The organism is Paenibacillus sp. FSL k6-2145, from assembly GCF_037976585.1.
GTDB lineage: Bacteria > Bacillota > Bacilli > Paenibacillales > Paenibacillaceae > Paenibacillus.
The window spans coordinates 2402859-2416647 of sequence record NZ_CP150267.1 but is presented as its reverse complement, the minus strand read 5'-3'; the positions used below and the strand labels follow the sequence as shown (position 1 = coordinate 2416647).

10 protein-coding genes and 1 riboswitch are annotated in these 13789 nt (G+C 50.0%); of the genes, 3 read left to right on the top strand and 7 right to left on the bottom strand.

From position 1 onward, the window contains the following. The first annotated feature begins 90 nt into the window (after positions 1–90). Both udk and csaA read left to right on the top strand, forming a co-directional pair. Positions 91–723, top strand: a complete 633-nt coding sequence (udk, locus tag NZ043_RS10665) for a uridine kinase (protein WP_036616377.1) — start codon at positions 91–93, stop codon at positions 721–723. A 112-nt stretch (positions 724–835) separates the two neighbouring features. After that, positions 836–1165, top strand: coding sequence for a chaperone CsaA (gene csaA / locus NZ043_RS10660; protein WP_047841512.1), 330 nt, complete (start codon positions 836–838; stop codon positions 1163–1165). Positions 1166–1548: 383 nt separating this feature from the next. After that, a riboswitch (cobalamin riboswitch) is annotated at positions 1549–1742 on the bottom strand. A gap of 77 nt (positions 1743–1819) precedes the next feature. On the opposite strand, the gene NZ043_RS10655 is transcribed toward csaA, so the two are convergent. Continuing rightward, entirely contained in the window at positions 1820–2647 is an 828-nt protein-coding gene (locus NZ043_RS10655) for an AraC family transcriptional regulator (RefSeq protein ID WP_339311737.1), read from the bottom strand. Between the two features lie 203 nt (positions 2648–2850). On the opposite strand from NZ043_RS10655, the gene NZ043_RS10650 reads away from it, so the two are divergent. Next, positions 2851–4152, top strand: coding sequence for an alpha-glucosidase/alpha-galactosidase (locus NZ043_RS10650; protein WP_339311735.1), 1302 nt, complete (start codon positions 2851–2853; stop codon positions 4150–4152). Between the two features lie 117 nt (positions 4153–4269). Here NZ043_RS10650 and NZ043_RS10645 read toward each other — a convergent pair whose 3' ends face one another. The 6 genes from NZ043_RS10645 to kdpA form a co-directional block, all read right to left on the bottom strand. Beyond that, positions 4270–4971 (bottom strand): response regulator, encoded by a 702-nt coding sequence (locus NZ043_RS10645; RefSeq protein WP_339311733.1) that lies wholly within the window; start codon positions 4969–4971, stop codon positions 4270–4272. Between the two features lies 1 nt (position 4972). Then, complete coding sequence (locus NZ043_RS10640) at positions 4973–6571, bottom strand: ATP-binding protein (protein WP_339311731.1); 1599 nt, start codon at positions 6569–6571, stop codon at positions 4973–4975. Positions 6572–6578: 7 nt separating this feature from the next. Further along, entirely contained in the window at positions 6579–8918 is a 2340-nt protein-coding gene (locus NZ043_RS10635; protein WP_339311729.1) for a histidine kinase, read from the bottom strand. Between the two features lie 92 nt (positions 8919–9010). Next, entirely contained in the window at positions 9011–9571 is a 561-nt protein-coding gene (gene kdpC / locus NZ043_RS10630) for a potassium-transporting ATPase subunit KdpC (RefSeq protein ID WP_091038712.1), read from the bottom strand. Between the two features lie 61 nt (positions 9572–9632). Beyond that, positions 9633–11633: a potassium-transporting ATPase subunit KdpB gene (gene kdpB, locus NZ043_RS10625; protein WP_289392650.1), complete on the bottom strand. Its 2001-nt coding sequence runs from the start codon at positions 11631–11633 to the stop codon at positions 9633–9635. Positions 11634–11841: 208 nt separating this feature from the next. Next, complete coding sequence (kdpA, locus tag NZ043_RS10620; RefSeq protein WP_091038762.1) at positions 11842–13515, bottom strand: potassium-transporting ATPase subunit KdpA; 1674 nt, start codon at positions 13513–13515, stop codon at positions 11842–11844. Between the last annotated feature and the right edge of the window lie 274 nt (positions 13516–13789).

Genomic DNA, 13789 nt, shown 5'->3' with positions numbered 1-13789 from the left:
ACATGTGGATAAAGGCCATGAACGAAGGATTTCTGATGGGCTTTTATCCATTCATCATGCTGCCATTTTAGGGAGGCTTATGGAACAACCATGCTCATTATTGGTATCGCCGGAGGAACCGGCTCCGGTAAAACGACGGTAGCTCGCTCCGTCATAGACCGTCTGGGATCAGCTAAAGTTACTTTTATATCCCAAGACAATTATTACAAAGACCAGTCGCAGCTCACACCTGAGCAACGCCGACTCACCAATTACGATCACCCGTTTGCATTCGATAATGATCTGTTGATTGAGCATCTCACCCTGTTGAAAAAAGGCCAAGCGGCGTATGCTCCCGTATATGACTTCACCATAGATAACCGTGCTGCCAATGAGACGGTTGAACTGGCACCGAACCATATTGTCATTGTAGAAGGATTGCATGTGCTGATTGATGAACATCTTCGCAGTCTGATGGACATCAAAGTATTTGTTGATACTGATTCTGATGTTCGGATTCTAAGGAGAGTCCTGCGGGATATTGAAGAGCGCGGACGCACGATCCAATCCGTATACAAACAATATCTCGAAACGGTAAAACCGATGCACGATGCTTTTATCGAGCCATCCAAAAAGTATGCCGATATCATTATTCCAGAAGGCGGACATAATGAAGTAGGTATTCAGATGTTATCCATCCTCACCGAGAAATACCTCACCGGGGAAAATTGGAACGGCGCTTAGTTTGTTTCAAAGCAACACAACAGAAATCCAGGTTACGATACAGCGTAATCTGGATTTTTTGTTGATTTTTCATTTATAATAGTCCCCAATAGTTGAAAGGAGATCTACCCCTATGGCTACTTTTGAAGAGTTCATGCAGCATGACATCCGGGTTGGTACCGTGGTGGAAGCCGAACCCTTCCCCAAGGCTCGCATACCCGCTATTAAAATGACGATCGACTTCGGACCACTTGGTCTTAAGCGCTCTAGTGCTCAGATTACTCAGCGATACACGCCTGACATGATCATTGGCAAACAGGTCGTTGCTGTAGTTAATTTTCCACCCCGGCGGATTGCCGGTTTTGTCTCTGAAGTACTTGTGCTGGGCGGCGTGCCTGGTGAAGGCGATGTTGTCTTGCTCTCACCGGATAGCCCATTACCTAATGGAACACCGATAGCCTGACTTTATTTGGAGTAAGAAGAATATGTGCTTTTCAAATGTTTGGAAATCGAGTATTCTTGATTTATTGATTATTGATGGAACTACGTATGTTGGAGACCTTAAAGCATAAGGCTATGAATCTGCGGATTCGTGGCCTTTTTTGTTTTTTTTCGAGGGCCTGAAAAGTACATATCAAGGAGAGAAATTCACAATTGAGAGGAGTAAAATTCATGAGAAAAATGATGATTTCCATGATGTTCTTCGTCCACAGCTCCGCTGAAAACTTATAAATTCTATCAAAAAAGGCGTCTCTCTCCGTGTTACTGGATGAAGACGCCTTAAATAAACAGATTTTCAGAAAAAATCATGCTCTCTAAACACCTTCCTATCTCCCGTAGGGTACTACTGTGTTTGTTAAACCTGGCAGGTCTCCTGGCTCCAGAATCATCGTCACTTGCAGCTCCTTCCCGGCTTAAAGCAGTGGATTATCGCTACTTGACTCCTCTGTTACAGTGGCGGGACCGCGCCGGTATCACACCGGACTTCCCTATTAAGCTTCCACCCTCACGGGCAAAGCACCAAGTTCCACATATTCAATTACACTTCTGTATCAGAATAGCGGGATGACGATAATGATCAGAACTTTTCTTTCAAATTTGAAACTCTGAAATACGTCTAATCTCGATTTCTCGAACCCTTCGGAGACACACCCGTCACTCGCTTGAACATCTTGGAAAACAGTAATGGGTCTGTATAGCCAACCGAATGTGCCACTTCACTTACCGACAGCCCTGGATTCTGAAGAAGTTCGGCAGCCCGATTCATACGGTACTCCAGGAAAAAGGACTGTAGCGACATGCCATATCGCTCTTTGAACAATCCCGATAGATACGTGCGATCCAGCCCCACAGCTTGGGCAATATCCAGAATGGAAGTTCGCTGGCTGTACCTGTTCTCCATAAACTGCACCGCCTGCCGGATGTACGTCTCTTTGTTCGAAAGGAGTTGCCCTATTTCTTCCTTCACAGGCGAAGAAGAGATTAATTCTGCCACCAAGCGATACAAGAGACTCTGATTCATCACATCGCCTCCTGGACGCGTAGAAGCCTGGACCAACTCCGTATACAACTGTTCCATCGTATTTGTATCCTGGGCATCATATATCGGACGCTCCGGGCTTAATTGGGCACGTTGCATGAATGCTTTGGCTTGTACGCCTTTAAAACCAAACCACGAATACGTCCAGGGCTCCTGCGGATCTGCCTCATATTGAATAAGTGTGTCCGGGAGAATGACAAAACCCTGTCCCTCGCTAAGTTTGTATTCCTGATCCCCCATGTACACGGTGCCCCGTCCTTCATGGATGTAGTGCACAATGTAAGAATCACGTACACCCGGTCCCCAATAATGCGCAGGGTCACATGCCTCCCACCCAAAAAACAACAACATCAGCTCCATCTGTGTCCAGCCTGCGGGAACCACATTCATCTCAATGCGACTCATTTTTCGCCCTCCATCCTGACTTCGTTCCGCTTACCTCTTCATTTAGTCCATTTATATTATAACAGCTAAAGTGCTTCCATATTAGTTGAAAGCGGGAACAAAAATGGGATTATGACATGTTTGAAAGGGGTTGAGCCATAGTTATATGTGCCGAATCGGCCTATAGTTGGGGTACAACATTTTTCAGGGAGGCTGAACTTAAGATGAACAAAATTACGTTTCTCGGTGCAGGCAGCACCGTCTTTGTTAAAAATGTATTGGGTGATGTCATGATGACCGAAGCACTGCAGGATTTTGAATTGGCATTGTTTGATATCGATGCTGAACGTTTGAGCGATTCAGAGCGTTTGCTGACCAGTCTGGCCCGTTCACTCGGAAGTCGTTGCGTCGTGAACGTATATCATGACCGCAAAGAAGCGCTGCGCGGGGCCAAATATGTCATCAACGCCATCCAGGTCGGTGGATATGATCCATGTACCATTACGGACTTCGAAATTCCGAAGAAATACGGATTGCGTCAAACAATTGCAGATACACTCGGTATTGGCGGAATTTTCCGTAATCTGCGTACGATTCCGGTTATGCTGGATTTCGCCCGAGATATGCAGGAAGTATGTCCGGATGCGTGGTTCCTGAACTACACCAACCCGATGGCTGTGCTTACCAACGTCATGAACGTACATGGTGGGATCAAAACCGTAGGATTGTGTCATAGTGTACAGGTATGTGTACCACATCTGTTTGATGCACTGGGGATCGATCAGACAGGTGTTGTGGCTAAGATTGCAGGGATCAACCACATGGCGTGGCTACTCGAAGTTACCAAAGACGGGCAGGATCTGTACCCTGAGATTAAACGTCTGGCGAAGGAAAAACAGAAGGAACAGCATGACGACATGGTTCGTTTTGAGCTGATGCAGCGTTTTGGCTATTATGTAACGGAATCCTCTGAGCATAATGCCGAGTACCACCCTTACTTCATCAAGCGGAATTACCCGGAGCTGATTGAACGCTTCAACATTCCACTGGATGAGTATCCACGCCGCTGTGTAAACCAGATTGAGGGCTGGAAAGAAATGCGTACCAAGCTGTTTGCCAGCGAAAATATTGAACATACCCGTAGCCGTGAATACGCATCGCATATTATCGAAGCGATGGAGACGAATAACCCGTACAAGATTGGCGGCAACGTCATGAACAACGGACTGATTACGAACCTGCCGCGTGAAGCATGTGTCGAGGTACCTTGTATGGTGGATGGATCAGGAATCAGCCCTACGTATATTGGGGATCTGCCTCCACAACTCGCGGCATTGAACCGGACAAACATCAACACGCAACTGCTGACGATTGAAGCAGCAATCACTGGCAAAAAAGAACATATTTATCACGCCGCCATGCTTGATCCACATACGGCTGCCGAGCTGTCTATCGATGACATCGTAGCGATGTGTGATGAGTTGATTGAAGCTCACGGCGACTGGTTGCCAAAATACACGTCATAATATAAAAGCACCGTTTCCTTTGCAGCTAAAGGGGACGGTGTTTTGTTCGTTCCATAGTGCTCACCCGCTGAAGCGTGCATCACATTATTGTTAAGAAATGTCCCTCTGCGTTGAACCTTACTCGGTAGGGAGCAAAAAGCGATAACCAATGCCAGGCTCCGTCTGAATATATCGCGGATTCGTTGGATCTTCATTTAATTTTTTACGCAGATGTCCCACATATACCCGAAGATAATGGCTGTCGGACTCATGATGATGCCCCCCCCATACTTGCTGCAAAAGCTGGCGCTGAGTGATGATTTTCCCTGCATTGGAGGCAAGCACCTTCAGCATCTCATATTCCGTTGGGGTTAATTTGACCAAAGCCCCCTCCAGTTCGACCTGCCTTTGGGCCAGATCAATCGTGAGTGATCCAAATCGCAGTATCGGCTCATCCGTCGTTTTGGCTACATGACGCAGCGCCACCCGAATACGGGCGACCAACTCACCCATTCCAAATGGTTTGGTCACATAATCATCTGCACCTCCATCCAACGCGGCAATTTTGTCTCCCTCCTGATCCTTCGCTGTCAGCACTATAATCGGCACTTGCGACCATTCGCGAATCCGGCGAAGGACCTCCATGCCAGACATGCCCGGCAAACCAAGATCGAGGATGATCAAATCCGGATGTACAATACTGGCCTGAATAACGCCCTCTTCGCCATCTCCACACTCGTGAAGTTCGAATTGGTGTGCCTGAAGGGTGACCTTGAGCAATTTGCGAATCTGCGGCTCATCATCGATCACCAGTATGCGAGCCCCTAGTGTTGCGTTCATGTTATTCTTCAACCTTTCCTTGTTCTGAATAGGAAAACGGCGATCCGTGAGCCTCCATGGGGATATCTATACGCATTCTCGTTCCCCCACCCGGATTCGGCTCTGCCACAATGGTACCTCCGTGGACTTCCACAACGCCTTTGCAGATTGCCAGACCAAGTCCCGTTCCTGTGACATGCTGAGTCGACTCTGAGCGATAGAACTTATCAAATATACGCAATCTTTCCGCTTCCGTTATACCGATGCCTTGATCAGCTACCCAGATCGTCAATTGATCTGTACTCTTATCGCTTGCCACAGTGATGACAATCGGGCTCTCATCAGGCGAATATTTGATGGCGTTGCTGACGATATTGACCAGCACCTGCTCCAGCAATACTTCATCTCCGTAGATAAAGGCAGGGTCATCAGGCAGGTCAACTTGAATGTTGCGATGCGGACTGAATCCCCGAACTTGTGTCAGTACAACGCTAATGATGTCTCCCACGTCACACCATTTCCGGTTCAGTTGCAACATGCCGCTCTCCAGCCGAACCATACCCAGCAGATTCGTGACGAGACGATTCATGCGCAAAGCTCCATCCCGAATGTTGCCTGTTAATTCTCTCCGATCCTCGGGTGTAAAAAGAGTATCATTCTCCAACAATCCCGTAGCCGAGCCGATAATGGCGGTTAGGGGCGTACGCAATTCATGAGAGACAGAGTCCAGCAACGCTGTGCGTATGCGCTCTGATTCAGCAGTGATCTGCGCCAACCGGGCCTCTTCCGCCAACTTCACTCGGGCAATGGCACCTGCGGCCAGCCCACCGCATGCCTCCAACAGCCGAAGCTGTTCTTGCTGCTCATGAATCTCGCCAGCGTCCATGCTCACGGCGAGTACGCCATGAATCTGCTCCTCTGTGCGTAGCGGTACGTAAAGTCCGGGAGATTCCCGTAAAGCGGATGATCCCTTACCTGCGATCTGTCCGTGATGATACACCCATTTGGCAATGGCAATTTCCGACTCTCCATCTCCCCAGCCATCCTTTTCCCCTTCTGATGCGGGTGTGGATGCGGAAGAGCTTGTAACCAGCAAATCCCCCTGTCCATCCGGAAGATACACAGCTGCTGGCTTACCCAGGGTAAGCGATACTTGGGTTGCAATGTTAACCAGCAACGTATTCAGATCCGTAATGGCTGTCATCTGACGACTCAATGCGTACAGGGAGTTAGTCGTGGCCTCGCGTGCTTTTACCATCTCCAGTTGTTGTCGCAATCGACCTGCAAGACTCGCTGTCAGGATCGCCACCGCAAGATACACGACAAAGGAAATGAGATACCTCAAGTCTTCAACCGTAAAGCTCAAATACGGCGGTACAAAAAAGAAGTCAAACATAATGACGCTAAAACTGGCGGCATATACAGCTGGCCCCATTCCCCAATACACGGCACTCACCAGTACGGGAAACAGGTATACAAGCGCTACGTTAACCAGATCACCGCTCATGCCGATGGCATGAAGCAGCAAAGTTAGCAGCGTCACCCCAAGGGTCACCCATACATATGCCGGAATCCGTTTCCCATGGGATGGCAGTGTTTCTTTTTTTATTCGTTCAGACAATATCCATTCACATCCCGCTCAGTTCATAATCGTAATCTGCAACGATCAATACATCCAGATGCCGCGACAAGCGTACAAGTCGGTTGACCACCGATCCTGAGCCGCGGTAGCCATTCAGCCACCACACCCGTCTTGCCTGCCCGACTACCAACTGGGTTGCTCTCGCCTCCGATGCCTTTCTTGCCAAAATCTCAGGTACATCGCGCAGCCTTGGACTGTGGTGAATATGAAATTGACCACCAAGCCGAATCGTCAGCTGCTCCAACGCTTCCAGATGGCACTTCACTTCGTCACTCATGGACTCACCGATGTGGATATGGTGTACATGCCAGATGGCTTTTAGACGATAAGCCATACGGAATCCACGCCGGATCAGCCGCTCGGCATGACGATCACTGCTTACACATACAAAGACCGCTTCCTGTCTGCGCCAAGGTCCTCGAAGTGCAATTTTGGCCTGCTGTGCTTCAAGCCGTTCATCGACATCGTCCGCCAGCTCGCGCAGAGCAAGTTCTCGCAAGGCAATCAGATTGCCAATTTTGAAGAAATTCGCAAGGGCTTGCTCGACCTTGGCAGTTGCATAGATTTTACCCTCCCTCATGCGCTGCCGCAAGGCTTGGGGTGCCACATCAATCAGCTGCACCTCATCCGCCATCTGAATGATCCGATCCGGTACGGTCTCGCGGACACGAACACCGGTAATATGTTCAACGGCATCATTCAGACTTTCGAGATGCTGTACGTTCATTGTGGTAATCACCGAGATGCCTGCATTCAGCAGGAGCAGGACATCTTCATAACGCTTTTGCCGGACACTCCCGGGTACATTCGTATGCGCCAGTTCATCCACAAGCACCACTTCTGGGCAAAGATGCAGAATGGCCTCCGTGTCCATCTCTTCCAGACGAGTTCCCTGATAATCGCGCTTCGCGCGAGGGATCACAGACAGGTGACCCATCTGCTCCACGGTTTCTGCCCGCCCATGTGTCTCCAGCAAGCCGATTTGCACATCGATGCCCTTACGGAGCAAATCATTGCCTTCTCGCAGCATCATGTAGGTTTTGCCTACACCTGGTGCGGCTCCGATATATATTTTGAATGTGCCGCGCTGAATCTGGCCAATCTGATCCTTCATTTCCTGTTCGCTTAGTCTGCGGTATGTCAGTGACTCCACCTCGTTTACCTTGGCCGGAACCACACGTTCACCCTCCCTGGCCGCTCGATCAGCAACCAGAAAGAGATCCACACCACGTAATCTGCGTAGCAGCGAGTTAACAACGGACCCTTGCCACAATTCCTGCCAGCGCGTACGCCGGGAGTGCCCCATCACAATCCGGGTAATCTGGTGCTCCATGGCGTAACGTGCCAGCGTAGACGGGATGTTGCGACGGTGTAATATAGACAGCTCCTCCATATGGCCGCCAAACTTCTCCACCAGTTTGATCATATTCCGTCGAAATACGGTTGCCTCCTTGGTTAATGGCTGCTTCATATTCCGAAAAACCACGGCGCACAAATCCCCATTCAGCCGTTTGGCAATCTGTTGTCCGCGCCGGATATAGATCGAGCCGTTCCAATGATATTGCGTGGACACCAGAATCCGTTCCATGATGCCTGTTGTGACGGTAATTCCCATCTCTTCCCGATGCTCACGCAGGGATTCATTCACCCCTTCTGCCACCAATCTCAGTGCCAGTTCGCGCAGAATACCCAGATTGCCTTGACGAAATACAGCTTCTCCCTCATGCCCCTGCAAATGACCTTCTGCAAGACGGCTCAGTATCGTTTCCGGCGTGACGTCAATCAGCTTGACTTCATCCGCAAGTTCCAGTGTATCCGCAGGTACCGTATGTTCTACTGTGATACCGGTGAGCTGCCGGGCCAGCTCGGTATACCCTTCAAGCTCATACACATTCACCGTTGTCATGACACTGATGTTGTTTCGGAGCAAAAACTGAATGTCCTCCAGCCGGGTAGCATACCGAGCATCTTCTCTGTTGCGATGTGCCAAACCATCCACCAGCACAACCTCCGGATTACGCGCCAACAGTGCATCCAGGTTCAGATCCTTCATCTCTACATCATCACTCTCGCGTAACCAGTGAATGCTTGGAATCCGTTCGAGTGCGCCAAGCTGCTCCACCGTTTCCGGTCTGCGCATTGTGGAGACGGCGCAGATGACCACATCAATGCCCTGCTCACGCAACGTATTCCCTTCTCGTAACATGTGATACGTTTTGCCCGATCCGCTGACTGGGCCGATGTAGATTTTGAGCGTACCCTGCTGCAGCTTCGTAATCATCTTCAACATCTCTTCCGGTGACTTGCGCTTGAAGCTTTCTTCCATCCGTCCCTCTCCCCCTTTCCTTTAAAAATAGGATGAAAAAAATGGAGAAAGCCCCTCCCGATATATCGCGAGCAGGCTAATATGTTCGTTCATTAGTTCATTTCTGCTATCAGCGCCAGATTCAGAGCCGTTACATTCACACGCGGTTCCCCGAATATACCCATCTGACGACCTTCCATATGCTCATCTACAAGTTGCACAAGCTGCTGTTCACTAAGCCCCGTAGCTTCGCTAATACGTGGGATCTGTGCCTCAGCGGCTTCGGGAGAGAGATCCGGATCAAGTCCAGAGCCTGAACCCGTCACGAGATCAGCGGGGATCTGCTTCAATCCCGGGTTTTCCTGCTGGAGCTGAGCCATTTTTTCCTTCATCTCGCCAATATATTCCTCCGAAGCTACAGCGCGATTTGAACCGGCTGAAGCCGTTGGGTCATAACCGGCATTTGATGCCCGGGGCTGGAACAGCCCCGGCGATTGGATTTCCTGCGCAAGCAGTGACGAGCCGATGATTTTCTCATCTTGCGTAATCAGACTGCCATTCGCCTGCGCAGGAAAGAGAAGTTGGGCTACACCAGTTGTTACAAGCGGGTAGATTAAGCCGCATATCAGCATAAGCACAACAGATAGCCTTATGGCGGGTAAGAACATGTTCATACAGATCACTTCCTGAATTCATTAGGATAAAAGAACAATTTTGATAAGCGTTGTTATCTCGTTAAAGAATTCCCGACAGAACCATGTCAATCAGCTTAATTCCGATAAAAGGTACAATCACACCACCTACGCCATAGATGAACACATTGCGGCCAAGCAGCCTCTCGGCTGACATCGCCCGGTACTTAACCCCTTTCATCGCAATGGGAATAAGCAGCGGAATAATAATGGCGTTGAAGATCAGCGCCGACAGAATTGCAGACTGCGGTGAAGCCAGATTCATAATATTCAGCGCCTGAAGCTGCGGCATGGCGAGAATGAACATGGCTGGAATGATGGCAAAATATTTCGCGATATCATTGGATATCGAAAAGGTGGTAAGTGCGCCGCGTGTAATCAGCAGCTGCTTGCCAATGGAGACCACCGACAATAACTTGGTCGGGTCCGAATCCAAGTCAATCATGTTGGCCGCTTCTTTGGCCGCCATGGTGCCCGAATTCATCGCCAGGCCCACATCAGCCTGCGCCAGAGCAGGAGCATCGTTGGTACCGTCGCCTGTCATGGCGACGAGCTTGCCCTCCTGCTGCTCTTTTTTGATTGCAGCAATCTTGTCCTCGGGCTTCGCTTCAGCAATAAAATCATCCACGCCCGCTTCCAGCGCTATGGTCGCTGCGGTTAACGGATTGTCACCTGTACACATAATGGTCTTGATACCCATGGCGCGCATCTCGGCGAACTTCTCTTTTAGCCCTGGCTTCACAGTGTCTTTCAGATAGATCACACCGTAGATTCGTTCATCGATGGCCACAGCAAGCGGCGTGCCTCCAGCCTTCGCAATTCGATTTGCAATCTCATCCAGATCACCAGGTATACGGCCTCCTTCGGAAGCAATATATCTTTTGATCGCATCCACCGCACCTTTGCGGATTTTCATTCCGCTGCTCAGATTCAGACCGGACATCCGTGTCTCTGCCGTGAATTCCACATTTTCCGCATTAGCATACTCTGTCTCAGCCCAGCTCTGACCTTGTTTGCCTGCCAGTTCCACCACAGAACGTCCTTCCGGGGTCTCATCTCGCACAGAAGCTTGTAAAGCAGCTTGCGTCATCTCTGACGAAGTAATGCCCAGAACGGGAATAAACTCAGATGCCATGCGATTTCCGTATGTGATCGTTCCTGTTTTGTCCAGAATCAATGTATCAATATCCCCGGCCGCTTCCACCGCTTTACCTGACATGGCGAGCACATTGAACTGCGTAACCCGGTCCATCCCGGCAATACCAATAGCGGACAGCAATCCACCAATTGTGGTGGGGATCAAGCAGACGAGAAGTGCGATCAATGTCGCCAGATCTAGTCGAATACCAAGGTAATTTGCCATTGGAACCATCGTGAGTATGACAATCAGAAAGATCAGAGTTAATACGGCGAGCAGGGTTGTCAGCGCGATTTCATTAGGTGTTTTCTGGCGCTGAGCACCCTCAACCAGAGAGATCATCCGGTCAAGGAATGACTCACCCGGATCCGTCTGAACACGCATGACGATGTAATCGGACACGACACGTGTCCCCCCGGTAACGGAAGAGAAATCGCCTCCTGCCTCCTTGATAACCGGGGCGGATTCTCCCGTAATGGCCGATTCATCAATGGAGGCCAAGCCTTCCACAATCTCACCGTCCGTCGGGATCAGTTCACCGACTTCCACACGGACCATATCGCCTTTTTTCAACTGGGTCGAAGACACTTGCCGGATTGTTCCATCCTTCTGCACCAGATTGGCCATGGTGTCCGACTTCGTCTTGCGTAACGTATCCGCCTGGGCCTTGCCTCTCCCTTCTGCAAGTGCCTCCGCGAAGTTAGCGAACAGCAGCGTGAACAGCAAAATGAAAAATACGGCAATGTTGTACCCGCGTCCAGCCTCGGATGCGGTGAAGAGATCGGGATTAATGCATAATAAGAGCGTAATGAATGTGCCAATCTCAACAATAAACATAACCGGATTTTTGATCATGACCACCGGATTTAGCTTCTTGAACGCATCCAGCGAAGCCTGAAGTATCATATCCTTGCTTAAAGACCGTTTTGATCCGGGATCACGTTGAATATTACCTCGGTTGTTATCCGGCTCATTGCCCTTCGTACTAAACATTTCTGTATCCATATGTTGCATCGTCTGCTCCTTCTTTCGTTCGACTGCATTCATCATGCACCGCCACCTCCGTACGTTACGTCCTTATACCAATTCCTCTGTTGCTCCCCTGTCATTTCCCTCATTGAATCATTGCCAAGTGTTCTGCGATCGGTCCAAGGGCAAGCGACGGGAAGAATGTGAGTGCGCCGACAACAACGATCATCATGACCAGAATCCCAGCAAAGAGAGGTGTGTGTGTCCGCAAGGTGCCCGTGGTTACCGGTACAACCCGTTTCGTAGCGAGTGAACCCGCAATAGCCAGCATGGCGATCATCGAAACGTACCTTCCCAGCAGCATAACGATACCAATCGCGATGTTGTAAAAGTCTGTATTGGCATTCAGTCCGGCAAAGGCCGATCCATTATTGGCTGCACCCGAGGCAAAAGCATAGAGAACTTCGGTCAGGCCATGCATGCCCCCGTTCGAGATGGACGCAATAGCTTCGGGCCGCATAAGCGCGATTGCCGTTGGCGCCAGAATAATCAAAGGATGAATGAGCAAGGCGATGGATGCGAGCTTCACTTCTTTGCCCTCAATTTTTTTGCCCAGGAACTCAGGTGTTCGTCCCACCATCAATCCACAGATAAACACAGCCAGAATCACATACAACAGTCCGTTGATCAGTCCTACCCCTTTGCCACCAAACACGTTATTAAGCATCATCTGAGCCAGTGATACCATGCCTCCAAGTGGAGTAAGCGACTCATGCATATTGTTGACAGAACCTGTAGTGGCCGCTGTCGTGACTGCCGTGAATAAAGCCGATTCGGGTATGCCAAACCTGACCTCTTTCCCCTCCATATTGCCCTGCAGACCTGCTGCATCCAACGCGGGTACACCGCGATATTCGGAGACAAATACGGTGGTCAACATCACAAGGAAAAGAAAACTCATCGCTGCGAACAATGCCCAACCCTGCTTCCGGTTATTGACCATCAAGCCGAAGGCGTATACCAGTGCAGTCGGTAACAGCATCATACAGACGATATGCACCAGATTGCTCAGGGCCGTCGGATTCTCAAATGGATGTGCAGCATTGGTTCCAAACCAGCCACCACCGTTGGTGCCAATGTGTTTGATCGATTCCAGTGAGGCGACCAGTCCACGTGAGATGGTCTGCTGCGCACCTTCCAGCGTGGTTGCGTTCACCGCTCCCGCGAGCGTCTGGGGCACACCCTGGAACACGAGGAACAGGGCCACGATGAAACTCAGCGGTAAAAAAATTCTCGTAATCGACCGTACAAGGTCGACGTAAAAGTTCCCCAGTTCATCCCGGCGGCCTACCAGCCCGCGAATAAACGCAATGGCCACTGCAAATCCCGTCGCTGCCGACGTAAACATCGGGAACGTCACTGCCAGCATCTGTGACAGGTACGACAGGGCGTTCTCGCCCGTATACGACTGCCAGTTCGTGTTGGTCATGAACGAAACGGCCGTATTAAATGCCTGCGCCACTGGCATATTGCCGATGCCATCCGGATTGAGTGGTAAATATTTTTGCAGTCGCAGCACCAGAAACATCAATACCAACATTACAAAGTTGGAGAGGAGAACGGCCGTGAGGTACTTTTTCCACCCCATGGATTCGTTCTCGCGTACTCCCATCAATCGAAAGAGCAGTCGCTCCGGCCCACCAAAAATCCGATCCAGCCCCGTTCGCTGTCCATCGAACACGTTCACTATATATTTTCCCACCGGTTTCACCAGCAGCAGGATGATTAGTAGCGTCACCGCTACTTGCACTACACCGATACCCATATCCGCATTTCCTCCCTATTCGACGTTCCCTTGTTCCGCATTACGTACATCGTCAGCATCAGAATTTTTCTGGCTTCACCAGCACATAACCGAGATAAATCACCAGTGCGAGTACAATCATGCCGATGACAATCATTCCGCTCCCCCTCTCTGCCCTCAAGCCTTTTCGCAGAATTTCAAGAATCCCCAAAACACCGCAAACAGCAGCACAACCAATCCAATCATCGTGGCATCATTCACCATGCGCCCTTCCTCCCTCTCTCTACCG